This window comes from Aeromonas rivuli (genome assembly GCF_020149575.1).
Taxonomy (GTDB): Bacteria; Pseudomonadota; Gammaproteobacteria; order Enterobacterales; family Aeromonadaceae; genus Aeromonas; species Aeromonas rivuli.
Genome location: NZ_CP079742.1, coordinates 2838634 through 2864435 on the forward strand (window position 1 = coordinate 2838634; position 25802 = coordinate 2864435).

General features: G+C 57.2%; 20 protein-coding genes and 1 riboswitch. Of the genes, 5 read left to right on the forward strand and 15 right to left on the reverse strand.

Features of this window, described 5'->3' with window-relative positions:
• Positions 1-71: 71 nt before the first annotated feature.
• The 5 genes from napA to moaA form a co-directional block, all read right to left on the reverse strand.
• Positions 72-2561 (reverse strand): nitrate reductase catalytic subunit NapA, encoded by a 2490-nt coding sequence (gene napA / locus KYK33_RS13075; protein ID WP_224430807.1) that lies wholly within the window; start codon positions 2559-2561, stop codon positions 72-74.
• 133 nt (positions 2562-2694) lie between these two features.
• The gene (locus tag KYK33_RS20145) at positions 2695-2838 is read right to left on the reverse strand and encodes a chaperone NapD (protein WP_396021349.1); all 144 of its coding nucleotides are present in this window, start codon (positions 2836-2838) and stop codon (positions 2695-2697) included.
• Complete coding sequence (locus KYK33_RS13080) at positions 2826-3116, reverse strand: chaperone NapD (RefSeq protein ID WP_259235717.1); 291 nt, start codon at positions 3114-3116, stop codon at positions 2826-2828. Before KYK33_RS13080 ends, KYK33_RS20145 begins: the two co-directional genes overlap by 13 nt.
• On the reverse strand, positions 3113-3622 hold the full coding sequence (gene napF / locus KYK33_RS13085; protein ID WP_224430808.1) for a ferredoxin-type protein NapF: 510 nt from the start codon (positions 3620-3622) through the stop codon (positions 3113-3115). The genes KYK33_RS13080 and napF overlap by 4 nt, the downstream gene beginning before the upstream one ends.
• Before the next feature lie 245 nt (positions 3623-3867).
• On the reverse strand, positions 3868-4848 hold the full coding sequence (gene moaA, locus KYK33_RS13090; RefSeq protein ID WP_224430809.1) for a GTP 3',8-cyclase MoaA: 981 nt from the start codon (positions 4846-4848) through the stop codon (positions 3868-3870).
• Positions 4836-4975: riboswitch (molybdenum cofactor riboswitch) on the reverse strand. (Overlaps the previous gene by 13 nt.)
• Positions 4976-5045: 70 nt before the next feature.
• On the opposite strand from moaA, the gene narQ reads away from it, so the two are divergent.
• The 3 genes from narQ to KYK33_RS13105 all read left to right on the forward strand — a co-directional run bounded on the left by narQ (position 5046) and on the right by KYK33_RS13105 (position 8149).
• Positions 5046-6758 (forward strand): nitrate/nitrite two-component system sensor histidine kinase NarQ, encoded by a 1713-nt coding sequence (gene narQ, locus KYK33_RS13095; RefSeq protein ID WP_042043358.1) that lies wholly within the window; start codon positions 5046-5048, stop codon positions 6756-6758.
• On the forward strand, positions 6758-7396 hold the full coding sequence (narL, locus tag KYK33_RS13100) for a two-component system response regulator NarL (RefSeq protein WP_042043357.1): 639 nt from the start codon (positions 6758-6760) through the stop codon (positions 7394-7396). The genes narQ and narL overlap by 1 nt, the downstream gene beginning before the upstream one ends.
• A 345-nt stretch (positions 7397-7741) precedes the next feature.
• Positions 7742-8149, forward strand: coding sequence for an H-NS family histone-like protein (locus tag KYK33_RS13105; RefSeq protein ID WP_224430810.1), 408 nt, complete (start codon positions 7742-7744; stop codon positions 8147-8149).
• A 1408-nt stretch (positions 8150-9557) separates the two neighbouring features.
• On the opposite strand, the gene KYK33_RS13110 is transcribed toward KYK33_RS13105, so the two are convergent.
• The 3 genes from KYK33_RS13110 to KYK33_RS13120 form a co-directional block, all read right to left on the reverse strand.
• Positions 9558-10406, reverse strand: coding sequence for an HNH endonuclease (locus tag KYK33_RS13110; protein ID WP_224430811.1), 849 nt, complete (start codon positions 10404-10406; stop codon positions 9558-9560).
• A 1-nt stretch (position 10407) separates the two neighbouring features.
• Positions 10408-12033, reverse strand: coding sequence for an AAA family ATPase (locus KYK33_RS13115; protein WP_224430812.1), 1626 nt, complete (start codon positions 12031-12033; stop codon positions 10408-10410).
• A gap of 327 nt (positions 12034-12360) precedes the next feature.
• Positions 12361-14205, reverse strand: a complete 1845-nt coding sequence (locus tag KYK33_RS13120; RefSeq protein WP_224430813.1) for a replication endonuclease — start codon at positions 14203-14205, stop codon at positions 12361-12363.
• A 291-nt stretch (positions 14206-14496) separates the two neighbouring features.
• On the opposite strand from KYK33_RS13120, the gene KYK33_RS13125 reads away from it, so the two are divergent.
• Positions 14497-15072 carry an LON peptidase substrate-binding domain-containing protein gene (locus tag KYK33_RS13125; RefSeq protein WP_042043356.1) on the forward strand — a complete coding sequence of 192 codons (576 nt, stop codon included), beginning with the start codon at positions 14497-14499 and terminating at the stop codon, positions 15070-15072.
• Positions 15073-15578: 506 nt separating this feature from the next.
• On the opposite strand, the gene KYK33_RS13130 is transcribed toward KYK33_RS13125, so the two are convergent.
• Both KYK33_RS13130 and KYK33_RS13135 read right to left on the reverse strand, forming a co-directional pair.
• Entirely contained in the window at positions 15579-17666 is a 2088-nt protein-coding gene (locus KYK33_RS13130; RefSeq protein WP_224430814.1) for a PAS domain-containing sensor histidine kinase, read from the reverse strand.
• Positions 17663-18802, reverse strand: coding sequence for an FIST signal transduction protein (locus KYK33_RS13135; protein ID WP_224433013.1), 1140 nt, complete (start codon positions 18800-18802; stop codon positions 17663-17665). Before KYK33_RS13135 ends, KYK33_RS13130 begins: the two co-directional genes overlap by 4 nt.
• A gap of 278 nt (positions 18803-19080) precedes the next feature.
• Between KYK33_RS13135 and KYK33_RS13140 the strand changes: the two genes are divergently transcribed.
• Complete coding sequence (locus tag KYK33_RS13140) at positions 19081-19989, forward strand: gluconeogenesis factor YvcK family protein (RefSeq protein ID WP_224430815.1); 909 nt, start codon at positions 19081-19083, stop codon at positions 19987-19989.
• 16 nt (positions 19990-20005) lie between these two features.
• Here KYK33_RS13140 and KYK33_RS13145 read toward each other — a convergent pair whose 3' ends face one another.
• The 5 genes from KYK33_RS13145 to KYK33_RS13165 all read right to left on the reverse strand — a co-directional run bounded on the left by KYK33_RS13145 (position 20006) and on the right by KYK33_RS13165 (position 25600).
• On the reverse strand, positions 20006-20353 hold the full coding sequence (locus KYK33_RS13145; RefSeq protein ID WP_042043351.1) for an Hpt domain-containing protein: 348 nt from the start codon (positions 20351-20353) through the stop codon (positions 20006-20008).
• A gap of 284 nt (positions 20354-20637) precedes the next feature.
• Positions 20638-21399, reverse strand: a complete 762-nt coding sequence (locus KYK33_RS13150) for a Nif3-like dinuclear metal center hexameric protein (protein WP_224430816.1) — start codon at positions 21397-21399, stop codon at positions 20638-20640.
• Between the two features lie 167 nt (positions 21400-21566).
• On the reverse strand, positions 21567-22949 hold the full coding sequence (locus KYK33_RS13155; RefSeq protein ID WP_224430817.1) for a sigma-54-dependent transcriptional regulator: 1383 nt from the start codon (positions 22947-22949) through the stop codon (positions 21567-21569).
• An 88-nt stretch (positions 22950-23037) separates the two neighbouring features.
• The gene (locus tag KYK33_RS13160; RefSeq protein ID WP_224430818.1) at positions 23038-24072 is read right to left on the reverse strand and encodes a sensor histidine kinase; all 1035 of its coding nucleotides are present in this window, start codon (positions 24070-24072) and stop codon (positions 23038-23040) included.
• Positions 24073-24178: 106 nt separating this feature from the next.
• Positions 24179-25600 carry a sigma-54 dependent transcriptional regulator gene (locus KYK33_RS13165; RefSeq protein WP_224433014.1) on the reverse strand — a complete coding sequence of 474 codons (1422 nt, stop codon included), beginning with the start codon at positions 25598-25600 and terminating at the stop codon, positions 24179-24181.
• Between the last annotated feature and the right edge of the window lie 202 nt (positions 25601-25802).

A 25802-nucleotide genomic window follows, 5' to 3' on the forward strand; every position in this document is an offset into this window, starting at 1 on the left:
CGCGCCGGGCAGGCCCCTGGGTAGCAAGCGAGCGTCGCCCGGCGGCCGGGCGCTCATCAATGCCTGTTGCCTCAGGCCTTGGCGACCTTGACCGCACACTTCTTGTAATCCGTCTCTTTGGAGAGCGGATCCGTGGCATCCAGGGTCAACTTGTTGACCAGCTGGCTCGCATCGAAGAAGGGCATGAACACCAGTCCTCTGGGCGGCTTGTTGCGGCCACGGGTCTCGACCCGGGTCTTCACCTCACCGCGGCGGGAGGAGACGATCACCTCCTCACCACGGCGCACGCCGCGAGCCTTGGCATCTTCCGGGTGCATGAACAGCACCGCATCCGGGAAGGCGCGATAGAGCTCGGGGACCCGACGGGTCATGGTGCCGGTGTGCCAGTGCTCCAGCACGCGGCCGGTGGAGAGCCAGAGATCGAACTCCTGATCCGGGGACTCGGCGGCCGCCTCATAAGGCAGCGCGAAGATGACCGCACGGCCATCGGGTTTGCCGTAGAAGTTCACCCCCTCCCCCGCCTTCACATAAGGGTCGAACCCTTCCCGATAGCGCCACAGGGTCTCCTTGCCATCGACCACGGGCCAGCGCAGACCGCGCTCTTCGTGGTAACGATCGAAGGGGGCCAGGTCATGACCATGACCGCGACCGAAGGATGCGTACTCTTCAAACAGGCCTTTTTGCACATAGAAGCCAAAGTGCTCAGCCTCGTCGTTGAGCTCGCCCTTGCTCTGCGCTTTGGGGAACTGATCGACCTGACCGTTCTTGTAGAGCACCTCATAGAGGGTCTTGCCCTTCACTTCCGGCATCTTGGCGATCAGTTCCGCCGGCCACACCTCTTCCACGGTGAAGCGCTTGGCAAACTCCATCAGCTGCCACAAGTCGGACTTGGCCCCTTCCGGCGCCTTGACCTGCTGGTGCCAGAACTGGGTGCGGCGCTCGGCGTTACCATAGGCGCCCTCTTTCTCCACCCACATGGCGGTGGGCAAGATGAGATCGGCAGCCTGGGCGGTCACGGTCGGGTACGGGTCGGAGACCACGATGAAGTTGGCCGGGTTGCGATAACCGGGCAGCCCCTCCTCGTTCATGTTCGGGCCGGCCTGCATGTTGTTGTTGCACATCACCCAGTAGGCATTGAGCTTGCCATCCTTGAGCATGCGGCTCTGCAGCACGGCGTGATAACCCACCTTGTCCGGGATGGTGCCTTCCGGCAGCTTCCAGATCTTCTCGGCGATGGCGCGGTGTTTGGGGTCAGTGACCACCATGTCGGCGGGCAGGCGATGGGCGAAGGTGCCCACTTCCCGGGCGGTGCCACAGGCGGAAGGCTGGCCGGTCAGGGAGAAGGGACCGCTGCCCGGGGTGGAGATCTTGCCGGTCAGCAGGTGGATGTTGTAGCAGAGGTTGTTGGCCCAGACGCCGCGGGTGTGCTGGTTGAAGCCCATGGTCCAGTAGGAGACCACTTTCTTGCTTGGGTCGGCATAGATCTGCGCCAGTTTTTCCAGCTTCTCTTTGGAGACGCCGGAGAGCTTGGAGACCGACTCGACGTCGTAGTCCGCCACGAATTTCGCGAAGTCATCGAAGCTCATGGGGGTGGAGTCGCCGCTGTCCGGGTTCTTCGCCTGCTGCTGCAGCGGGTTGGTCGGACGCAGGCCGTAGCCGATGTCGGTGACGCCCTTGCGGAACTGGGTGTGCTTGTTGACGAACTCCCAGTTCACCTTGTCGTTCTGGATGATGTAGTTGGCGACGTAGTTGAGGATCGCGAGATCGGTCTGCGGGGTGAACACCATGCCGTTGTCGGCCAACTCGAAGCTGCGATGCTCGAAGGTGGAGAGCACATGCACCTGCACGTCCGGATTGGAGAGGCGGCGATCGGACATCCGGGACCAGAGGATGGGGTGCATCTCGGCCATGTTGGAGCCCCACAGTACGAAGGCGTCGGCCTGCTCGATGTCGTCGTAGCAGCCCATGGGCTCATCCATGCCGAAGGTGCGCATGAAGCCGACCACGGCCGAGGCCATGCAGTGACGGGCGTTGGGATCCAGGTTGTTGGAGCGGAAGCCCGCCTTCATCAGCTTGGAGGCGGCGTAGCCTTCCCACACGGTCCACTGGCCTGAGCCGAACATGCCGACCGCGGTCGGGCCCTTCTCTTTGAGGGTGGCCTTGAACTTCTCGGCCATGATGTCGAACGCCTGATCCCAGCTGATGGGGGCGAAGTCACCGTTCTTGTCGAACTTGCCGTTGGTCATGCGCAGCAGCGGCTGGGTCAGACGATCCTCGCCATACATGATTTTCGACAGGAAGTAGCCCTTGATGCAGTTGAGGCCACGGTTGACCGGCGCATCGGGATCGCCCTGGGTCGCGACGACGCGGCCGGCCTGGGAGCCCACCAGCACTGAGCAGCCGGTCCCGCAGAAGCGGCACGGCGCCTTGTCCCAGGTGATGGCGGTCTTGTCGGTGCTGGTGATCAGGTTGGCCGCCAGGGCGGGAGCACTGACACCGGCCACGGCCGCCGCGGCTGCGACCGCGTTGGCCTTCATAAAGTCGCGTCGACTCAGCTTCATGACATTTCCTCACATTGCTTATCGTTATTATCGAACTGATGGTAGATGAGACCGGCAGACAGTACCTCCGGCATCCCGTTGATGGCCTCTATGGCCATCATGGTGAGCCACGCTGACTCAGCATCATGGCGTGTTATTCCTTGCATTGGACATCGCGCTCATCGAACTGGTGGTAGATGAGACCGGCGGAGAGCACGCCCGGCATGGCATTGATAGCCTCTATGGCCATCATGATGAGCCACGCTGACTCAGCGCCATGGCGTGTTATTCCTTGCATTGGACATCGCGCTCATCGAACTGGTGGTAGATGAGACCGGCAGACAGCACCCCCGGCATGGCATTGATCGCATCGATGGCCGCCATGATGGGGCGCTGACTCGGCCCCTCCAGGGTGACAACCAACTTGCCCTCCTCACTGACCACATGCACTTCGGCCCCTTCGAGGGCACCAATCTGCTCGGCAAGCCGATGGCGCAAGGGGGGCTGGGTCAATACCACCAGGCTGGATACGTGGTATTCCTGCTCAAGCTGGACATCGGCTGGCTGCGGTTTCATTCATGCTCCTTCGCGGCCGGGCTGGCCACCTTGATACTGTCAACCGGGCAATCTGCGACACAGGCGCCACACCCGGTGCACAGGGCGGCATCCACGCTTGGGGTTGGCACCCGACCGAGTATGGGGATAAAGCGGATTGCCCTCGCCTCGCAGCTATCCTGGCAGCGCTGGCAATAGACCTGGCCGTTGGCCAGGCAGCTTTCGGCTATGTGGGCGATATAGTCCCAGGGGGATTGTTCAGTCGGGCGAAAAAGCGGCTCGCTGCAAGCGCTCGCACAATCGCCACAGAAGCTGCACTCACCCCGGCTGAAGTCGAGTTCGGGAAAGCCGCCATCCCCTTTGATGATGATCTGTTCGGGGCAGGCGGTGAGGCAATCGCCACAGCGGCTGCAATCGGCGACAAACGCGGGCCAGGGCAGTGACCAGGGCAACTGGGCAGCAGGTGTCACAGCCTTGAAACGGCCGCGCAGCAGGTGCCGGCGTGACAGCTTGACCCCATCGGACATATCCACTCCTTGTGAACCCCGAAAAACCTGGCCTGAACAGGCGAAATAAGAATGGCATCTGTAATACCTATTCTAATAGTGGGCCTATTTTGCGGACTCAACAAGGTAAGGGATATACCACCAGGGGGATAAACAGGGGGGATTATTGCGCTGGATCAATCCCTTGGCGCAAAAAATCGTAGGGGATATCCGTCAAGATACCCCCTAATAGGCAAACCGGCAGGAAGGAGAGGCTTGTTTGAGGCTTACCCACCTATCGAAGCGAGATGAGGGGTCATGCCCGCATTCCCTTCGTGAAGGTGATGGGTCGCGGCCTTGCCGAGCAGGGCGACTCGAATGCGCTGGATCAGCTCATCCTGTTGCTGGTCGGCACTCAGCAGATCCCTGAGCTCGACGCCACTCTCCCCAAACAGGCACAGATGCAGCTTGCCGACGGAAGAGACCCGCAACCGGTTGCAACCGGCGCAGAAATCCTTGCTGTAAGGCATGATGAGGCCAATGCTGCCGCGCGAGCCCGAGTGCTGGAACACTTGCGCCGGGCCATCATCCACCCCTCGCAACTGCTGCAGCCAGCCCTGCTCAAGCAAGTGCGCCTTGATGGTCTCGCCGCTGACGTGATGATCGCGAAACAGCGTGTCCATCTCCCCCGTCTGCATCAACTCGATGAAGCGCAGCTCGATGGGCTTGTCCCGGATCCAGGCCAAGAACTCGGCAAGCTGGCCATCATTGAGCCCCCTGAGCAGCACGGCATTGACTTTGACCGAGGGAAAACCGGCATTGAGTGCCGCCTCTATCCCATCCATGATCTCGGCCAGCTTGTTTTCACCGGTGATCTGGTGGAACTGGCGCGGGTCCAGGCTGTCGACACTGACATTGAGCGCGGTCAGCCCGGCGGCTCGCCATTCGGCGGCCCGCTCCTTGAGTCGATAACCATTGGTGGTCATGGCTATCTTGTCGATGCCAGGAGTCGCCGCCACCGTCTCGATGATCTCGGTGAAATCACGGCGCAGGGAGGGTTCACCACCGGTCAGGCGCACCTTGCGGGTGCCCATGGCAGCAAAACCGGACACTACCCGGCGGATCTCATCGACAGAGAGGAAGGACTTGCGCCCCTCGGGGCGATAACCGTCCGGCAGGCAATAGGTACAACGAAAATTGCACACATCGGTGATCGACAGGCGCAAATAGTAAAAACGACGGGAAAAACCATCTTCAAGTGGCAACATAAACACCTTTCCAAATACGGGAGGCCAGGGCATTTCTTTCCTGACCCTTACAGCGCGCATGTCGGCTGTCGGCAATCTTCCCCTTATCCAAAGACTTAGGCGAAAATGCTCGGAGTTCATCTAGTTTTTCGATGCTAGCACAAGTTGGAGTACACTCCCACGCAACTTATGGGGTATTTCAGCGGCGCAGAGGCTACATGGGGCAATGGTTCAGGGTTCATTCGGTCAGTAGCGCCATCGGTCGCTCCATGATGCTGATCCTGTTTATGGCGAGCCTGATCGCCCTGGTGGCCATGGTCACCCTCTTCTACTCGGTGCCCGATGCCAAGGCCATCAATCTGTCCGGATCCTTGCGGATGCAGGCCTATCGCATGGCCTATGAGATTGGTCAGGGACAGCCTGCCCTCAAGCGGCTGGATCAATTCGAGCAGACGCTCAATGCCAAGGAGCTGCAAGAGACCCAGCGCTGGATAACCCCGGCGGCCCTGCGCCTTACCTATGGCGAAGTGCTGCGCCAGTGGCAGTTGATGCGCAGCCACATAGAGCAGGCGACCCCCCAGCGCTACATAGACAACACGGAGCAGTTCGTCGCCGCCATCGATGACTTCGTCAACCAGATGCAGTACCACGTCGAATTCAAGGTGCGCATGCTGGCGCTGGCCGAGGGGTTGGGGCTCATCTCCATCATCACCATCGCCTGGTTCACGGTGCGCTTCACTCGCCAGCAGGTAGTGGCCCCCCTCAACCAGCTGGTCTATTGCGCCCGCCAGGTCCAGCGGCGTGAATTTGACCTCACTCTGCCCCCCCACTGCGACAACGAATTGGGGGAGCTGTCCGACGCCTTTGGCACCATGGCCACCGAACTGGGCAAGCTCTATCGGGACTTGGAGAGTAAGGTCGAAGAGAAGACCGCCAAGCTGCAGCAGGCCAATGATACCCTCTCCTTCCTCTACACCACGGCCCAGAAGCTGCACGCCGCCCCCTTAAGCGGCCACACCCTGCAAAAGCTGCTCGACCGGGCCGCCGCTCATCAGCAGATAGCGCATATACGGCTGACCCGTTTCGAACACAATGCCATGCCGGTCTACCTCACCGGGCGCAGTGGCTGGCCTGGGGAACTCGAAGCGGTGGTGAGCTTCTATTTGCAGATGGATGACAGGGAGTTTGGCCGTCTCGACATCATCAGCCCTCACCCCATCGACGAGCGGCTGATGAAGAACTTTTCCATGCTGCTGGCCCAGGTCCTGCACAAGGATCAGACGCTCTTGCAGCAACAGCGCTTGTTGTTGATGGAGGAGCGGGCCGTCATCGCCCGCGAGTTGCACGACTCCCTGGCCCAGGCCCTCTCTTACTTGAAAATCCAATCCACCCTGCTCAAACGCGCCTTCAACAAGGGGGACAGCAGCAAGACACAGGCGGCCATGGAGCAGATAGACGAGGGGCTCAGTAATGCTTACACCCAACTGCGTGAGCTGCTGGGCACTTTCAGACTCAGCATCGGAGATGCCAATCTGGGGGAGGCAATCCACATCATGATAGAGCAGCTCAAGCCCCAGACTCAGGCCCAGATCAGGCTCCATTACGGTCTGTCCGATACGGATCTGGAAGCGGGCCAGCACATTCACATACTGCAACTCATCCGTGAGGCCGTCCTCAATGCCATCAAACATGCCAGTGCGCAACTGATTGATGTTAGCTGTGAGACCCTTGCCGATGGTAACATTCAGGTGCAAATCACCGATGACGGTGTCGGTATCGGCCATGCCCGTTCAGCCATCAACCACTATGGCCTCAGCATCATGGACGAGCGGGCCAGCAAGCTGCATGGGGTCCTGGCGATCAGCGAGATCCACCCCAAGGGCACCCGAGTGCACCTGACCTTTCCCACCAGCCTAACAAGAGATGCCTGATGGACGAGATAAAATACACAGTTCTGGTGGTCGATGATCACCCCCTGATGCGCAAGGGGATAGTGCAACTCCTGGCGTTGGAAGAGAACCTAGAAGTATGCGGCGAAGCATCCAACGGCAGTGACGCCATCGCCATGGCCAAGGCGGCCGAACCCGATCTGATCCTGCTCGACCTCAATATGAAAGGTCTCTCCGGTCTGGATACCCTCAAGGCACTGCGCGCCGAGGAGATCACCTCCCGGGTGGTGATCCTGACCGTGTCCGATGCCCGCCAGGATGTGGTCGCCCTGCTCAAGGCAGGCGCCGACGGCTACCTGCTCAAGGACACTGAGCCCGACACCCTCTTGGCCCAGCTCGGCGACGTGATGACGGGACAGCAGATCCTGAGCGAGCCGCTGCGCCCTTATCTGGAGAACATCTACGAGCTGGATCACTTGCAGCAGAAACTCGAGAGCCTGACGCGTCGCGAAATGCAAATCCTGCGCGAAATTGCAAAGGGCCTCTCCAACAAGCAGGTGGCCTCGGTGCTCCATATCTCGGAGGGGACCGTCAAGGTACACGTCAAGAGCCTGCTCAAGAAGCTCGAGGCCCAGAGCCGGGTCGAGGCCGCTGTCATGTATCTGGAACAGCGCCACTGAGCACAATGAAGCCACCCCAGGGTGGCTTTAAAAATTTAGCTAAATAGATGAAACAAAAGGATTTGTTTCAGTCAATGTCCACACGTTGACCACATCGAGAGATATTATGCCAAAGCCTCGCCATGCGGGGCTTTGTTATGTCTGGGTATCCCCTGCCGCGCTTCGCTTGCCACCCTACCTAATGAGCAAGACGGAACCCAATGCCTTACTCATCAGGCAGGGCATATAGAGACACAATCCATCACGATTCAATATTATCCGAATGAAATAGTTTTATTATTTTCCACGCTTCATGTTATTTTCCCCGAAAATATCTCTTTGCTAAGCATCGTCAATGGGGACGCTATGACCGAATTTTTGAAAACACTCATGAATGTCCGTAGCCTGCGCGCTGCTCTGCGCGAGCTGTCATTCGAACAGCTGCAAGATGCGAAAGAGAAGTTTGATGCCATCTATATAGAACGCCGTGACTCAACCGAGAAAGAACGCGCCGAGCAGGCAGAGCATCAGCGTAAACTGGCAGAGTTTACTGAAATGCTGAAAGAGGCGGGAATCGACCCGCGCGACTTAGTAAACAATGCCGCGCCAGCAGCCAATGCTGAAAAGGGTAAGAGTAAACGCACTCCCCGCCCCCCAAAGTATAAGTATCAGGAAGATGAGCAGGAAAAGACCTGGACGGGTCAGGGCCGCATGCCTAAGGCGATAGCCGAGCAGATAGCACAAGGCAAAAGCCTCGAACAGTTTGCAATATAAAAAAGGCCGCCGAAAGGCGGTTTTTTTTCTACCTTTTTCCTCGGTATCTATAATATAGCGTCACTAATAATATTGATAGAATCATGCAAGATGGCGCTAGGCAGTAGAGAACGAAGTCGAAGAAGTACGCCGCATAGGTCTCACCAACATAGTTTCCAGCCAAGACATACTTTGAATAGATTGAAAATAATGGTTTTGCAACCGTGACCATCGCTAACGCAAGCACCATACAGAACAGAGCAAAGGTGATCAGTGCACGAATCATTATTATGTATCCCGAGTTTGAGTTCACAGCCGCTTAGATAGCAGCCAGTTCACCACTATTGAGGCAGCAAGGCTAATAGGGGCCATAACATATCCAATCACTTTCAATACTTCGTGAAACACTTCATCACCAATGTAAGTGGAGCCTAGAACACTCTGGGAATATATAAAATAAACGGGTTTAGCAAGTAATGACATAGGTATAAGAATAAGCACAAACAAGCCAATTACAGAAAGTGTGAAAACAGTATATCTGATCATAAATCCTTTCCAGAACATAGCCATGACAGTGTGCTATATAGATTTCACTTAACTCATCATCCGCCGACAAAGGGCTCAGTTGACCCCTATCAGTTCGATACTACCTCTATCCACATGAGCTTTTCAATTTTACACTTTTTCATTTAGCTTTGGCTGGCTACAACACATTGAAAAATAAATGAAATTTCGATTTTATGGACTCATTACCCAAGCACATCACCACAGTGAAACCCTCACAGAAAACTGATAAAAGTCTTTTAAAACAATACATTGAAGATTTGACGCTGTTCGATGTGGGTATCTGGAAACTGTAATGCAGTGAAAAAATGTTCACTCTTTTCAGTTTGGATTTTAACTGTAAGGCCCAGAGCTGGCGGGCTCTGGGCCTATGGTTTCGCCGTAATCCATTTTTGCAAAAATTTTTTCCCACAGGGCGCGCAGGCGGGAGCGGATGAGCGCGGATTCCGTGACGCAGCTCTATCCGTGGCTCTTTTTGCTTGTGTAGGCGTAGGTATGCTCTGGGATTACCTGTGGGGCACCTGAGTGCCCCTACAGGGTGCTGTTGATGATACCGCTCTTGCTGCTTGGCACGTTCAAACCGTCTTGTTCTTTAAACCCTAGGCCTTTGCACAATGGATGATACACGCAGCACGTAGGCGGGAGCGGATGAGTGGTTTCCGTGGCGCCATAGATTCTGTGAGAATTGCAGGGGGGGATGAACTTCGCTACCTCCTCCTACAGTTGAAATAAATTAGATGCCAGACTATAGATGAAAGAATTTCGAGGCTATTTAGGTGTTTTGTAAGGTTAGACTCTTGTATTGAAAGTAGGAAATAAAGCGTGTCGATGTTAGTTATCTACACGCTCTATTGGGGATTTTAAATTAGCTTGGAATAACTATCCTAAACCCCCCGCGACAAAATTTAATGTTATTTGCCAGAGAATAGACAAGTGCAGTTCTCCAGTCATTCAATCCAAACCGTTTGGCGTGCGTCGTACTTTCTTTTAGCATGAATTCTTTTACATCATCGGCGTTTTCTCTAACTTCATAAATACCCTCTATTGAATTTGAGTATGATGCTAAGAATATATTAACCTCTGCTTTCAGTCTTTCATTTAAATTAACCTTACCCATTTGAAAGTTAATCATAGTAAGCGTGGGGACGCTAAGACCTGGTGTTTTTATTGCCGAGAAAGTTACAATTAATGCACCGTATTCTATGCTGGTGTCAGCCACAAAAAAACGCTCGTCACTTGGAACGCTTTCGAAATAGGCGTGCAGAAATCTCTCATCAGCAGTGCTGTGATGAGTTCTTTTTGTATTATTGCATGTATGGCAAAGAGGAATCAGATTATTAAAATATAACGATAGGGGCTTAAATATGGAGCGTGGCAAATAATGATCAAGTTCATCTGCAGCGGAAATCCCGCAGCATGGACATCGATTAGCCAATAGAAGTAATTTGCTCCTATAGTCACTCAATCTACCGCGTTTCTGCACCTCTCCATATGCATCATGCATAGCATTTCGGCTATCTTCACTTAAAGTAGCCAACCCTTTAAGATTGTCGTCTTCTTTTCCTTCTAGTCTATCGTATTGTTGGCATATATTAGCTATTGCATTTTTCTCATCAATTGTTAATGCATGTTTAGGATCACCATTGTGATATGTCAATGCTGTAACTATTATATCTAGATGATTGATATTTTCTGGTGGTGTTAGTGTCCACATGTCATAGACCCCTATGACTTGCAATAATTCTGGACATTACATATGAACGAGCCTGCATGCTTAGGTCATTTCCAAAGGCACTCTCTATGTTATTATAGATAGTTTCCGGTGAATCTTTCTTACCTGTTTCTATGTAGAAGTCAGTAATGTTATCTAGTTCCTGATGGTATTCCGTAAACTCTCCTGTCAGACTAAATACAAGCGTCGTAATTGTTGACAGGCTTTCACCATAGGTTTCTATCTCTGGTGAAATTAGATCCATTTGTCCGCCGAAACGCCTCACAATATGAACATGTCTGCGCAGTGTTTCCTGAACAACAATGGGAGAATGCGTTGCAACGATACAAAATGAATCGAATTCCCGTAATGCTTCTCTAATTGCTGTCATGAAAACAGCAAGAAGCGGTGGGTGTAGATGCGTTTCCGGCTCATCCATAAGAATTAAGCTTCTTTTTTCTGCATGGGCAATAATGTTCATTAATGAATGAATTACAAATTTATGGCCCGTAGAACATTCAAAGAATAAATCTGGTAGTGTTTTGATATCTATCGATACCAAAAGAATGGCTTTTATTTCTTTGAAGGATAGCTCTTTGAAAAGGATTGATATTATTCTTTTGAATGCACGAATTCGTTTTTTTCTCTCTATTAGAGTCAATAGCTCTGCAATTTCTCCTTGCAAGGTTGAAATTGACTTCAGTGTCGTTGATTCTAATCTATCATTTATTATTTCATCATCTGGGAGAACATCCATTTCAACATTTGAGAAACGTTTTATGTAGTCCTCAAGTTCTTTGTTAATATCTCTTATGCCACAAAAAATATATCTTCCTCTGTTACTAACTATATCTGAAAGTATTTGTTTTTTCTCACCCAAAGAAACACCTGGAATCTTGAAACTGTCAAATGCACTATAAGAGACGCTAATTATTTTAGGAAATCCTATCCCTAGCGGCTCTATTGTCCCAACCTTTGTTAATGCCTTACTTGTTCTGTCTTTACTTGATGAGAATGCCACTCTGGAAATTTTTGATAATATGGAACTTTTACCAGAGCCATTTTGGCCAACAAGCACATTTATTCTGCATGGCAACTTTTCATTTTCAAAATAGCCATATGATGGTGAGTCAAAATCAAAAACAACAGGTTTCTTCATTGATTCATTGTAAAATGACAATTTTAATTCTATGCTCGGTATTGAGCTGTAATCTTTGCTTATTAAATACGGTGACAGTAAAAATATGTCATCTGATTCACTGATACCTCTCATTAAGGAGATTTTCCAACCAGGTTCATTCTCGAATGATTTTTTTATTTGAGGGTTATAAATAACATCATTAAGTGCATTCAATATGAATATCTTTTCATCTTCGTTTAGAGATGAAATTCGTTCATAATAGTCCAGTGATTGGCCTAAGGAACAGAAATCTTTATTTAGAAAAGCAAGATCACCGCATTTTAATTGGATGCCATCTTCTTCTGTTTGTTCTTTTTTTAATATTTTTACTTCACCAATTCTTATGGGCTCGCCATCCTTGGCTCTATATCCAGAAAGAAATAAATAAATGATATTGTGTTTGAAATGAAAAATCATTCCAAGCGTCTTGGTGTAGATAGAAATCTGCATCTTTCTCATCCATCTTGGATTGAGACTTTGTCGGTAGCACTCTGATGTTCATAGATTGAGATTCCTGCGTTCAACATGAAAGATGGTTATCTTACTATTCTTCGGTGATGCAGTGTTGATGTGGCTTCACAATTTTTAAACAATGCGATGCATCCTCATTTTATGCTTACCACCAACTCACATGGTAAGATGAGGGGCGTTATATATGCTGAAACATGTCACATTTGAACGCTTATGTAATTAGACGTGATTATTGTGGAAATCTAAAGCCTATCGGAAGATTTCTTTGCTAGGAAACTGCAATTGTATATAGAAATGCATGCCGTTTTACTTAATCGATAATGATATATTTTCTAGCGTACAGTTATTGCCAGAGCTCCAAGGAGCGCAGCTGGCGCCGCTCAATGGCACCTCGCTACGCTCGCCAAACCCTGCTTCGCTTTGCTCGCTCAACACCTCTTCGGCGTGCTCTGCGGGCTCGTCGGTCGCCTTTCGGCGTAGCACCCAGCCATCAAGGCGGGTTCGCTTAACGGCACTGCCAGCGGCCACACCCACAAGCCGAGTCACATCCTCCCCGTACTTATTCTTAGCAAGGTCTATCAGGTGATGCAGCCGCACCGGGCGTGCATCCCGGGGGCACACTGGGCCACCCATGGAATAGGTAAACTCCTTCCAGTTCGCCGTGTCTGCATAGCGGCGGCACTCTTCCATTATCTCGCTCGGCAGCGGGGCTACCGTGCGCCCCTCCTTCTCTTGCACTTGCCCAGGCAAGCGCCGCAGCTCACGCCACACGCTCACCGAGGGGCCACCCAGTTGTTGAAACTGGCGCAGGCCCCAGAGTGACGCCCACACCCTGACACGCCTTGCCCCTTCACTGGCGGCGGTTTCGGCCTCAAGGTCGCCTTCGTCCCCGATTTGGTGGCCGTCGATATTCTTGGCGATGTACTTGACGATGTAGCCCACGGCACCGCCTTTGGCGGGATCCATTGCCTTCCAGTCAAAGCGCGGGGTGATGTCGCTATAGGGGCGTTTGCTTAGCGGGTGGCGCTTGCGCTCAAGATCGTCCCTGTCGTGACTCAGGGCGTAGCGTTGCATGATGCCTATCAGCTCATGCTGTTGGGCGGGGTTCACGAACAGCAGCAAGTGCCAGTGCGGGGTGCCATCGTGGTGAGGCTCGACCACCCGAAAGCCGAAATACTCGACACCCCGGCGAGCCAGCGCGGCGCGGCAGCGTTTCCAGAGGGTGCCTAGGTAGGTGTTGGTGTCGCGGGGGGTGTGGCCCTGATACTTGGGGTTTTCCGTGGTGCGGGCGGGTTGGCCATGACCTTGGGGGATTGTCTTCCACGGGTGATATTGGCTCGGGGCTGTCCAGGTGAAGAACAGGCCCACATAACCCATTTCGTCGGCGGCATCGGAGAAGCCCCGCGCCCTGACCACCAGTTCATCCCGGCGGTTTGACGGGTTGGCCATGGAGCTGGCGACCGCATCGGCCAGTGAGATGGTGATGCCGTGCGCTTCGTTGTGCGCCTCCATGCTCTTGAGCCACTGCTCGGCGGCCAGCTGGCGCGCATTGAAGGCCCGCAGGGCGTAGCTGGACACGTAGGGCGAGACACCCCGGCGCACCTTGCCCAGCAAGATGGCGCTGTGCTCCCGATATTGCTCCCAGAGCTTGCGCAACTTGCGCGCCCACCATTGTGGGTCGAGCCAGCGAATAAGGTGGGCGGCGATGAAGGTATCCCGGGTGTCAGTGCTCTTGAAGCTGGGGAGTAATGGCAAGAAGCCCCAAGGCTTGAGGGGCTGGCCGCAGACTCGCCAGAGGTAGGTGGCGGGCATGGCGTTGACGTGGCCGTTGGTGGCGGCATCCAGCAGGCGCTGGACGCGCTCCACGTAATCCACCGCCAGCTTTTCACGGCGGTCTTTGTGCTGCAACTGCTCAAGCGGCTCGGGCAGGTCAGCTTGCACCTGTCGCAATACCCTCACCCGGTCAGATAGCCAGAGGCGGGCTTCCTTGCAGGCGACCTCTTTGAGGATGGCGGGCACCCGCCGCACACAGTAGCCCGTGAACAGCTCGCCGATGAGCGCATCGGCCAGCTGCCCCGAGCCACGCTCACCCCGCTTGACCGGGAACATCAGCAAGTCGAGCGCCCAATCAAGGTCGTAAGCGCGATTCAATTCAGCAAACTATGGCCTATGCGCATTTTGCGCCGGACTATTTGCAAATTTGCAAGATGCGATCAACTTTAACCCGTTGCGCGGTGAGGCAGGGATCTGATGGCCACATAGTGTCTACGCTAAGGCTAATTTCATAGGTTAGAGATCAGCCAGAGTAAACGATAAGCTGTTGATTCCCCATGTAGACAGACCTACATGGGGATGAAATCACCATCCCAGGGTGGCTTTTTTCATGGTCTGGCACAGTCGCTGCATTACTCCCTCCAAGCATGAATCAACGGAGGAAGGAACATGAATAACACCACGCTGGCACTGTTCCCCTTACCGTCCCACATACTGCCGGGCGGCAAGTTGCCACTGCGACTGTTTGAGCCGCGCCACCTGCAGATGCTCAAGGAGTCTTTCGAACAGGACAAGGGCTTTGGCATCGTCATGGAGGAGTCCACCCCCTCTGGCTCCGCCGGGCGCATCCTGCCGGTAGGTACCCGGGTCAGAGTCACCGACTTCTATACCCTCAATGACGGTCTGCTCGGCGTCACCGTGCTCGGCCTGGATCGCTTCTGCATTCACAGCATGACGACGGATGAGCTGGGAGTGCGCCGTGCCGAGGTAGAGTCGCTGCCCAACTGGCCCAGCATCCACTCCGACTTCAGCGACGATCTGCTGGCCAACCGGCTGCGGGAAGTGTTCGATCAGTACCCCGAACTCGATGAGCTCTATCCCGACAAACAGTTCGAGGATGCCACCTGGCTGTGTCAGCGCTGGTTGGAAATACTGCCCATGCCCATCTACGAGAAGCAAATGCTGATTGCCAAGCAGAACAGTGAAGCGGCCCGCCAATTCCTGCGTCGGCTGATTGCCCGCTAACCTAGAGGGTTCCGAGCCCAGGCGCCGCCAAGGTGGAAAGAGAGGAGTCTCGCGAGGCTCCCCCCTTGGCATCAAGCTGACCAAATAGTACAAGCAGAGAGACCGCAGAGAAGCAGGGCAAGGGCTCCCGCTTGAGCGTACAGCCCCTTGCCAGATGTTTGCAAAATGCGAAAAGTCTCAATATGAGATGTCAATATTCGCAATTTGCAAAAAAATGTATTCATTAGACACCAGATTTGCACCACATCGGCCTGAATTAGCGGGTCGGTGAAGATTTAAAAAGTTGGCACGTATCTTTCATATAGCTCTATACAACCCGATTTATCCCGTGCTCTCTTCAGTATTTGCTGAAGAACTGGTCAACTACCTAGTTGACCATTTTTTTTGCCTGCATTTTTTTGCCTGCACTTTCGCACGCCAAACTCGACTGGATCTCAGTAGACCGTCACAGCCTGTCCCACGCTCCCATGGCAGTCTGCCCCCTCCCTGTGACAGGGCCATGACACTCAGCAGTGACGCGTCAGGCACTCGCGCAGCCGTGCCAGACTGATGGGTTTGGCCAGGAAGTCCGTCATGCCAGCGGCCAGGCAGCGCGCCCGGTCTTCGGCCATGGCATTGGCGGTCAGCGCCACTATCGGCATCTGATAACCCAGCTCGCGCAGCAACCGGGTCGCCTCCAACCCGTCCATCTGCGGCATGCGCATGTCCATCAAGATGAGATCCGGCGCCTGCTCCGTCACCTGGGCAATAGCCTCCAGACCATTGCCCGCGAGACGGACCCGGCTCACCAGTTTCTGCAGCATGAGCGAGACCACGAGCTGATTGACCGGGCTGTCTTCCACCACCAGCACCTCCAGAGGCCGCAGCATCAGTGTCGGCTGACTGGGGTGCGTCTCGCTCTCGCAGGGCACGCTGAGCCCGGGCAGACTGAACCAGAAGCGACTCCCCTCCCCCAGCCGGCTCTCCAGGCAGAGCTCGCCCCCCATCAGGGCGACCAGTCGCTTGCTGATGCTCAAGCCCAGCCCTGTCCCCGCGCAGTGGCGAGTGGCCGAGCTGTCGACCTGGGTAAAGGGTTCAAACAGGCGTCCCTGATCCTCTTCGCTGATGCCGATACCACTGTCTTGCACCTCGATGCGCAGCCGCACACCGTCCCAGCCCATCCTGAGCACCACCCAGCCCCGCTCGGTGAACTTGACCGCATTGCCAAGCAGGTTGTTGACTATCTGGGACACCCGAACCGGATCCCCGAACAGAACCTCGGGCACGGCCTCCTCCAGCTCGCATCGCAAGCTGAGCCCCTTGCTCCTCACCATGGCCTGCAGCGGCTCCATGATCGACTGGCAGAGATGCCGGGGGGAGAAACGCTCGCAGTGCAGCTCCAGGCTGTGGGCCTCAATCTTGGAAAAATCGAGCACGTCATCGATGATGGTCTGTAGCAGCCGCGCCGAGTGCGCCGCATGACCCAACAGCGATTGCTGGGCGGGCGCCAGGGCCTCGTGCTGCAATAGATCCAGCATGCCCATCACGGCATTCATGGGGGAGCGTATCTCATGGGTCATCATGGCCAGGAACTGGGACTTGGCACGATTGGCGGCTTCGGCCTGATCCCGGGCCTGGGCCAGTTGCTGCTCTCGGTGGATCTGGGGGCCAATGTCGCGGGCCGTGCCGCTATAGCCGCTGAATCCCCCTTGCGGATCGAAACCGGGCTCGGCGCTCACCTCCATCCAGCGCACGACTTCGCCGGTGTTGATACGCACCCGCTCCGCCCGAATGGCCTGACGCCCCTCCACCAGATGACGAAACTTGTCCCAAGGCTCTCCCTCCCGCTCGTGGGCAACCTCATAGAGGCTGCGCCCCGTCTCCATGGTCATGACCCCGCCCTGATAGCCGGGGGCCGAGACATAGCGGAGCCTGTGGTCGGCATCCGTCTCCCAGAACCAGTCCGAGGCCATGGCGGCGAAGCGACGAAAACGGCGCTCGCTCACCTGCAGCTCCCGGGTTTTGAGCGCCACCTGCTGCTGCAACCGGGCCCGATAAGCAATGTTGACCAGCGCTTGGGAAATGAGTGGGCGACAGCGCGCCAGCGCCGCCTTGCTTTGCAGATCCAGCCCCCCTCGAACCGAGTGCCGACACAGCAAGATGCCGACAAAGCCCGGGGCGTGCAGGCCGGTCAGCATCAGGCTGGCCCAGCCAGCCTTGCCTGCCATGGCCGCAAACTCGGGCAGTTGGCCCGGGTCATAGATGACCAGGGTCTCCCCCGCCAGGGCGCGAGCGAACAAGGTAGAATGGCGCCAGGTTTGACCACACTCCCTGGGCTCGGTGCTCAGATGGGTGACGCCCGATCCTTGCTCCCAGGCCAGGACGTCCGCCTGCTCGAAACCGATAAAGGGCTGCAGGCTGCGGATCAGGCTGTCGAGCACCTGATCCAGCGTGCGGGCCTCGGCCAGGGTGCCCAGGCCGGCCAGCAGGGTCTGCGACTCCTGACGATATTGCTCCTCCCGCGCCCGACAGTGCACCAGCTCCAGCAAGGTCGCCTGCAGCTTGTCGTTCAGGGCTTCCAACTCCTTGCTGTCAGGGTTCGGAACAGGGGTCATGCGGGTTCTCCCAGCAGTATCACGGCGGAGACCATCAGGTTGCCGTGCGCCAGCTCGCCATAAGGCAAGCGCCCCTGCTCGCCGAAGGTAAAGGGGGTAATAAAGGGGATAGCGCCGAGCTGGGTCTCGAACAGGCTGCCAAATTCGTGGATCCGCTCCCCAAGCGCCAGCCGGCAGCCGGCGCAGAAGATGAGCAGGGCGCCGAAGGGGCGCATCTCGCGGCAGCGGCCATAGGCGGGCTCGATGCGACCCGCCGCCAGACTGCGGGCGAGGAGCCCCTCTTCACTGCCATACATGAGCGTCAATCGCTCCCCCAGCTCGATATCGGTAAAGAGCCGCAGCCCACCACGGGCCGTCACCGCCTCCGGGTGGGAGAGCTTGTAGTAGGGCACCCCATCCAGGGTGCCCCGCTGACGCGCCAGCGGCGCCAAGGTGCTCTCCTTGAGGATGGGGCCGACCGGCAGGGTATTCACTCCTCGCCACCGGGCATAGACCTGGGCCGCTGGCTCACCATCCAGGGTCAATATCTCGCGCCCCTCCCTGGCCGTCACCACCCCATGATGGGCGGTGGCGAGGTAGCCGGAGTGAAACTGGAACGCCAGCTCGCAGTCCGGATAGAGCAGTGCCAGCACGACCCCCTGCTTGCCCTCCCCTGCTTGCCAGCAGACTTGCCAGTCGCCACTCACCCTGTCGTCGGCGGCCGAGCCCCCCACCACTGGCACCTGGCTGCCAAATTCGGCCTCAATGGCCCCCAATACGGCCTCCTCCTGACCTGGACTGGCATGGAGCAATATCATGGCCGGCAGTTCGCCCGGACGCGCCGCCTGGGCCATGGCGCCATGCAGCAGGCTTTTCATGTCAATCTGGTCACCGAGCGCCCCGGCCACCCCATAACTGCCCCGCTCATCGCACAGGGCTGCCACCGCCAGCCCCCAGCCCCCGGCACTGTGATAACCGGACTGGGTCTGTACCCCATGGCAAGAGCTGCATCCGATGAGGCGCGTGTTGGGATAACGGCTAGTCAGCTGAGCACGCAAGATGGCGGCATCATGGGCCTGGGTGAAATAGACAAGCAGCAAGGCCGGCTCCCCCTGCAGGGTCGCCAGGCGTTCGCACACCTCGCGACAAGCAAGCATCGAGCTGGTTGCAAGGGAGTGAGCCGTCAGAAAGTCCACCTGCTATCTCCTGTTAAATCTCATTGAACGATGACGCCTGGGGGCATCCGGGAAACAGGCCCGCTTTTGCATCGCCCCTGTCATCGCAATCGGGGCCAAGAAAATCAGGTGCAGCGATCAAGCAAAAGTCATACCCTTTGCGAAAAATTCCGCTGTTGCCGAAAAATCGGATCAGGGGCAAACAACAACATGGGGCCCATGACTACACTGGGCCATCATGAGTCAGCACGGGGATCTCTATGTGGCAGAAAAATATCAATGACTTCCAGCATGTCGTTGCCATTGGCGGTGGCCACGGCCTGGGTCGGGTGCTCTCCTCCCTCTCTTTCCTCGGCGAGCGCCTGACGGGCATAGTGACCACCACGGATGATGGCGGCTCCACCGGGCGGCTCCGTCAGGGTCAGGAGTGCATCGCCTGGGGCGATCTGCGCAACTGCCTCAACCAACTGGTCACCGAGCCCAGTATCGGCAGCATGCTCTTCGAGTATCGCTTTGCCGGCCGGGGCGAGCTGGCCGGTCACAACCTTGGCAACCTGATGTTGCTGGCGCTGGACAATTTGTCGGTGCGCCCTCTCGATGCCATTCGTCTCATCAGCAACATGCTGAAAATTGAGAGCAAACTGTTGCCCATGTCGGAGTTTCCCACCGATCTCAGCGCCCGCACCGCCTGTGGCAACCAGATCCTCGGTGAGGTATCCATCGACAAACTGGACAGCCCGCCCCTTTCACTCACTCTGAGCCCCAAGGTGGCGGCGACCCGGGAGGCGGTATGCGCCATCGCCGAGGCTGACATGATAGTGCTGGGACCAGGCAGCTTTCTCACCTCCATCATGCCCCCCCTGCTGCTGGAAGAGATTGCCCAGGCCATAGGTCAGAGCCGCGCAAAATTGGTCTTTATCACCAATCTGGTGGCGGAGAAGGGGCCGGCTGGCCAGATGGATCTGCTGACCCAGTGGCGCTGGCTCGAACAGCACATTGGCACGGGGCGGGTCGATGCCATCATAGGTCCGCAGGGTCAATACCCGGCCGAGCTGGATGGTTTGCTGATGACGGCCTATCTGGGTGAGGAGGGCCTGCCCCATCGTCACGACAGGGCCAGGCTCAAGGCGGCGCTGGACAGGGCAATTCACTGGCGCAAGCGTCACTGACCCCGGCGCCAGGGATTCAGGATGATGGCTGGCAGTAATGGTTCAACTGGGTGAATACCTGGGGCAAAGACTGCTGCAACTGGCCGATGAGCAGGCCGCTCTCGGCGCTATCCTGACGCTGGCAGGCCAGCTCCAGGGCCACCACCTGCTGCTGGCTGAGCCGGGCACCATAACTGGCGCAGGACGATTTGAGGCTGTGGGCCAGTCGCCCCAGCGCCCGCCACTCTTCCTGCTCATAAAGGGGCGGCAATTGGGCAAGCTGCTCGCCCACCTCCTCGATAAAGACCCCGATCACCACGGGCATCATCTCTTCGCCAATGTCTTCGGCCAACTGGGCCAAAACCGCCTGATCCAACAGTGTCATCTTGCCTCCTGCAATGTGGTATCCAAATAGAACATAGATCAATGGCGGCGAACAGGGGGAGTCAAATCATCCCCATGCATCCTGGCCTGGGGATGGAGAAACTGTGATCTGGCTCCATTATCGTGAAGTGGCCCGCCCCATGTCATCGCAATGACTTGCAACAAAATTAACATTCAGGCAACAATGCGAACCATGAGAATGAGCAGGGCTCAATATCACCTCATCCCTTTTTGCCTGTATGGCTGCTGCGAAGAACCAGGGTAGATTTCTACCCTGGTATTTTTTTAGACCGGGTTGTCGATATCGACAAAGATCACCTCAACGCCATGCTCGGTGGCCAACCACTCTCCCAGTGCCTTGACGCCATATCGTTCGGTCGCATGATGGCCTGCGGCGAAAAAGTGCATGCCCATCTCCCGGGCCGTGTGTATGGTCTGCTCCGACGCCTCCCCCGAGATGAACGCATCTATGCCCTGCTCTGCGGCGAGGTTGATATAACTCTGTCCCCCGCCGGTACACCAGGCCACGGTTTCGATGAGGGCAGGTCCGCTCTCGCCGCAGTGCAGCACAGTGCGGCCCAGCCGTTCGCCAATCCGTGCGGCCAACGCCTCACCGCTCAGGGGTTCGTCAAACTTGCCGACCATGGCCACGCTTTTCTTGTCCCAGGGCTCCAGACCACGACGCACCCGGATGCCGAGCAGCTTGGCCAGCTGGGCATTGTTGCCAAGCTCCGGATGGACATCCAGTGGCAGGTGATAGGCGAACAGATTGATGTCATGGGTGAGCAGCGTCTTGAGGCGGCGCTGCTTCATGCCGGTGACAACCTCGGCCTCCCCCTTCCAGAAGTAGCCATGGTGTACCAGTATGGCGTCGGCTCCCTCGGCCACGGCGGCGTCGAGCAACCCCTGGCTAGCGGTGACCCCTGTGACTATCTTGCGGATCTCGTCGCGCCCCTCGACTTGCAGGCCATTGGGGCAGTAATCCTTGATGGCATGGGGTTCGAGCAGCTGATTGAGTATGTTGGTGAGTTTCTGGCGGCGGATCATAGGCCCCTCTGTGCCCGGATGGGCGAGCTGACAAAGGGCCATGATAATCGAGCCCGCCGACCAAGGCCATGGTGGCGGGCTCACACTGGTGTCCTTGGCCCGTCAGCGAGACGGCAAGGGCGCCAGGGTCAGGCGCGACTGGGGCGCCTCCGGTTGCAGGGTAGGGCTCAGGCGGGCAGGAGAATACCCGCCTCTCGCATCTGCGCCAGCTTGTAGCGCAAGGTGCGCGAGCTGATGCCGAGCCGCTCGGCAACGGCTTTACGGCTCCCCTTGCAGTCGTGCAAGGTCTCCAGAATGATCTGGTGTTCCTGCTGCTTGAGCTCGCTGCCGAGCCGCTCGCCGTTGAAGGGGCGCTCGACATTGCCCGCAGTGTCCGCCGGGATGAGTCCGGCCTCGCCGACCCCCAGCGCGAATGCCCCCACGTCTCCCGGCTCCAGGATCAACTGGGCGACCCCTATCTCGCCATCGGTGGAGAGGATCAGCGCCCGCTGCACCACATTGTCCAGTTCGCGCACGTTGCCGGGCCAGGGATGGGCGAGCAGCAGCGCCGCCGCCTGAGAGTCCAGCCTTGGGGTCGGCAACCCTTGTTGAGCCGCATGGAGCGCAAGCAGGTGCTCGGCCAGGGGCAGTATGTCCCCGGTCCGCTCCCCCAGGGCGCGCCAGTGCAGGGGGAACACATTGAGCCGGTAGTAGAGATCCTCCCGAAACAGCCCCTCTTGCACCGCTCTCTTGAGGTCGCGATTGCTGGTGGCAATGACCCGCACGTCCAGGGGGATCATCTTGCGACTGCCGAGCCGCTCCACCTCTTTCTCCTGCAATACCCGCAGCAGCTTGGCTTGCAAGGAGAGATCCATCTCGGTTATCTCATCGAGCAGCAAGGTGCCGCCCTGAGCTTGTTCGAACTTGCCAGGACAGCCCTGCACGGCGCCGGTGAAGGCCCCCTTGTCATAACCAAACAGGGTCGCCTCCAGCATGTTCTCCGGAATGGCGGCGCAGTTGATGGCCACAAAGGCTTGTTCACTGCGCGGGGAGTTGTCGTGTATGTAGCGGGCCAGCACCTCCTTGCCCGTGCCACTGGGCCCGGTCACCATGACGGTGGCCTCGCTTCTCGCGACCCTTGCTGCCAGCTGGAACAGCTCGGCACTGCGCGGATCCCCATGCACCACAGTACGCCGCTCCACTTTCTGAGCCGGCACATAGCGACTCACCTGGTTGAGCAGCACCTCGGGGGAGAAGGGCTTGGCGAGATAATCGATGGCCCCCTCGCGCATGGCGCGCACGGCACCATCTATGTTGGCATGGGCCGTCATCAGCAGCACCGGGATCTGGGGATAGGCCTGGCGGATGTTGCCCAGCAAGGTGAGGCCATCCATGCCCCCCATCTGAATGTCGGAGATCACCATGTCGAAGGGCTGGCGCGACAGGGCAAGCAGCGCCCGCTCACCGCTCTCGGCCTCACGACACTCGTAACCGCCGAGCAGCAGGGTATCGATCAGCGCCTCGCGCAGACCGGCATCATCTTCAACGACCAGGATCCGGGCCTGACTCATACGCTTGCTCCCAGGGACTGAGCGGTCTCATTGGAATGGAAAATCAGGGTGACGACTTGGTCATCCCCCCATCGGAGGTCTGCGACACTCATGCGACGACTCCCAGGGCTAGAGCGCCCTCATGCAAAGGGAAAGAGAGGGTAAAGCAGCTGCCCTCCCCCGGTACCGAGGTCACCTTGACCTCCCCCTGATGGGCCCGCACCACGGATTGCACCACGGCCAGCCCCAGGCCCGTGCCCTGGCTGCGGGTCGTAAAGAAGGGTTCAAAGATCTGGGCGAGTTGTTGATGGGTCATGCCTTTGCCGTTGTCGATCACCCTCAGCTCGACCCTGTTGTCGCTGCGCACCGCACTCACCATGAGGGAGTTGGCCCCCGCCTGGGCGCCATTGGCAATCAGATTATTGATGGCACCCGCCAGGGCATTGCTGTTGGCAAGCAGGCAGAGATCGGGCTCAGGGGCCTCGATATGCAGGCTGCACTGCTGTTGATGGCAGAACGCCTCGGCGCCCAGTTGCACCTCGCCCAGCAATCCTTGGACCGAGATGGGGGCCACCACCTGGCTCTCGCCACTGCGGGCGAACAGCAAGATGTCGCTGATCTGTTTTTCCAGATCCTGCAACCTGGCCATCAGTTTTTGCTGAAACAGCACCCGTGATTCCGGCTTGAGGGTGCGGTTGGCCAGGTTGGCGCCATAGAGCATGGCCGCGGACAGGGGGGTGCGGATCTGGTGAGCCAGGGAGGCCGCCATGTTGCCAAGTGCAGAGAGGCGCTTCATGTGGTTGACCCTGTCCTGGAGGCGGCGGGTCTCGGTGAGATCGGTGAGGAACACCAGCTGGCCAGGTTGATCCGGCAACGGCTGGGTAGAAAGCTGCACCCGGCGACCATCTCTCAGGGAGATCTCGTGGCCGTCATCGGCCCTGGGCTCGAAGCAGCGGCCGATGATGGCGCGCCAGCTCAACCCTTCCAGCGGCTCGCCGAGCAGCGCATGGGCTGCGGGGTTGGCGCGGGTGATGGCCCCCTGGCCGTCGAGCAGCAGCACCCCGGTCGGCAGCGCCGTGAAAATGGCATAGAGCTGACTGACTTCGTGGGACTGGACCGGGTTGTCTTGCTGTTGGCTCGTCATAAACCTGACCTCAAACGGGGAGTACGTTCAGGTTATTCAAGTTCTATGCCAGATAAATTTACTGTTTTAAATCATTAGGTTAAATAGGTGCGTCAAGGGGTTGACCCTAGGCTTCCTTGCTCATGCCGTATTTCTTCATCTTCTCGACCAGGGTCGTGCGGCGCATGCCGAGCAGATCGGCGGCCCGTGCCACCACCCCTTCCTGGGATTCCAGGGCCTGGCGGATCAGCTCCACTTCCAGGTCGGCCAGCATCTCCTTGAGGTTGACCCCCTCCTGGGGCAGCTGCATCAGGTTGCCGTTGCCAGGGCTCGCCAGCAGTTCGGGCGGATCCTGGAACACGGCAGCCAGGGCATCGCGCTCATCCATCTCGGTCAAGCGAGCGTCTCTGGGTTCGCAAGGCAGCAGTCGATAGCGGCTCGGCAGATCCGAGACATCCACTATCTGCTGGGGATAGAGGATCAGCAGACGCTCAAGCAGGTTGGAGAGCTCGCGCACGTTGCCGGGCCAGGGGTATTGCAGCAGGGATTCCATGGCGCGCTGGGTCAGGCGAATGAAGCCCTGATGCTGCTCCGAGTGGCGATTGAGCAACTCCTGCAGCAGCAGCGGAATATCATCGATACGATCGCGCAGGGGGGGGGTATCGATAGGGAACACATTGAGGCGGTAGTAGAGATCTTCCCGAAACTCCTGGGTGCGGATCATCGCCTCAAGATCCCTGTGGGTCGCCGCTATGATGCGCACGTCCGCCTGGATAGGCTTGCCGCCGCCGACCCTGTCGAACAGCCGCTCCTGCAACACTCGCAGCAGTTTGACCTGCATCGGCATCGGCATGTCGCCTATCTCGTCGAGGAAGAGGGTGCCGCCCTGGGCCAGCTCGAAGCGGCCACGCCGCGCCGCGATGGCGCCGGTGAAGGCCCCTTTCTCATGACCGAACAGCTCGCTCTCAAGCAACTCTGCCGGAATGGCGCCGCAGTTGATGGGCACGAAGGGACCGCCAGCACGAGTGGAGAGTTCATGGATGGCGCGCGCCACCACCTCCTTGCCGGTCCCGGATTCTCCCAGGATCAGCACATTGGCATCGGTCTGCGCGACCTGGCCGATGAGACGGCGCACCTCTTGAATGCCCTTGCCCTTGCCCACCAGAAGTCGCAACAGGGTTTGACCCTTGTCATGGGTCTGCTGTTTCGGGTGCAAGGAGACAAACGCCTGGCAAAAGTGCAGATGGCGGGTCAGGGATTCATAAGAAAACGGCGCCTGGGCCACCCCGATGAAGTTGCTATTGGGCAGCGCTATCTCGGTCAGGGAGACGAAGGGGGTGCGGGGGTATTGTTCGAGCAGCGCGCTCAGGGGACGATCCGCCAGCTCGCCGATCAGGACCCCTTGCAGGGGGCCAGAGGCTTCGATGGCCATGTCGAGATCCCCCTGTGCGACCTCTTGCCAAGGCATTCCCATGAAGGAGAGCACTGTACCCAACTGCTGGCGTCTAGCGACATCCGTATCCACTATCAGCACGCCCATTGCCATCATATTCATCCCTCTTCCACCGCCGATTCTTATTGCTATCGCCAGCCACCCCGCAGGCGGGTGGAGGCACAAGGCGCACAAAGTGCCAAAATTCCGGCACCTTGTCAAAAACTGTCGCGCCAGAATGCGTCCTGGCCGACATAGTGGCAACAGATGATTCCAATCAGGGACGTTTCGCCCATCAACTTTAGTCAATCGAGTCCGA

Coding starts and splice junctions, on each gene's coding strand:
- napA (WP_224430807.1), bottom strand. CDS start 2,561: ATGAAGCTGAGTCGACGCGACTTTATGAAGGCCAACGCGGTCGCAGCC.
- KYK33_RS20145 (WP_396021349.1), bottom strand. CDS start 2,838: ATGCAAGGAATAACACGCCATGGCGCTGAGTCAGCGTGGCTCATCATG.
- KYK33_RS13080 (WP_259235717.1), bottom strand. CDS start 3,116: ATGAAACCGCAGCCAGCCGATGTCCAGCTTGAGCAGGAATACCACGTA.
- napF (WP_224430808.1), bottom strand. CDS start 3,622: ATGTCCGATGGGGTCAAGCTGTCACGCCGGCACCTGCTGCGCGGCCGT.
- moaA (WP_224430809.1), bottom strand. CDS start 4,848: ATGTTGCCACTTGAAGATGGTTTTTCCCGTCGTTTTTACTATTTGCGC.
- narQ (WP_042043358.1), top strand. CDS start 5,046: ATGGGGCAATGGTTCAGGGTTCATTCGGTCAGTAGCGCCATCGGTCGC.
- narL (WP_042043357.1), top strand. CDS start 6,758: ATGGACGAGATAAAATACACAGTTCTGGTGGTCGATGATCACCCCCTG.
- KYK33_RS13105 (WP_224430810.1), top strand. CDS start 7,742: ATGACCGAATTTTTGAAAACACTCATGAATGTCCGTAGCCTGCGCGCT.
- KYK33_RS13110 (WP_224430811.1), bottom strand. CDS start 10,406: ATGTGGACACTAACACCACCAGAAAATATCAATCATCTAGATATAATA.
- KYK33_RS13115 (WP_224430812.1), bottom strand. CDS start 12,033: ATGCAGATTTCTATCTACACCAAGACGCTTGGAATGATTTTTCATTTC.
- KYK33_RS13125 (WP_042043356.1), top strand. CDS start 14,497: ATGAATAACACCACGCTGGCACTGTTCCCCTTACCGTCCCACATACTG.
- KYK33_RS13130 (WP_224430814.1), bottom strand. CDS start 17,666: ATGACCCCTGTTCCGAACCCTGACAGCAAGGAGTTGGAAGCCCTGAAC.
- KYK33_RS13135 (WP_224433013.1), bottom strand. CDS start 18,802: ATGCTTGCTTGTCGCGAGGTGTGCGAACGCCTGGCGACCCTGCAGGGG.
- KYK33_RS13140 (WP_224430815.1), top strand. CDS start 19,081: ATGTGGCAGAAAAATATCAATGACTTCCAGCATGTCGTTGCCATTGGC.
- KYK33_RS13145 (WP_042043351.1), bottom strand. CDS start 20,353: ATGACACTGTTGGATCAGGCGGTTTTGGCCCAGTTGGCCGAAGACATT.
- KYK33_RS13150 (WP_224430816.1), bottom strand. CDS start 21,399: ATGATCCGCCGCCAGAAACTCACCAACATACTCAATCAGCTGCTCGAA.
- KYK33_RS13155 (WP_224430817.1), bottom strand. CDS start 22,949: ATGAGTCAGGCCCGGATCCTGGTCGTTGAAGATGATGCCGGTCTGCGC.
- KYK33_RS13160 (WP_224430818.1), bottom strand. CDS start 24,072: ATGACGAGCCAACAGCAAGACAACCCGGTCCAGTCCCACGAAGTCAGT.
- KYK33_RS13165 (WP_224433014.1), bottom strand. CDS start 25,600: ATGATGGCAATGGGCGTGCTGATAGTGGATACGGATGTCGCTAGACGC.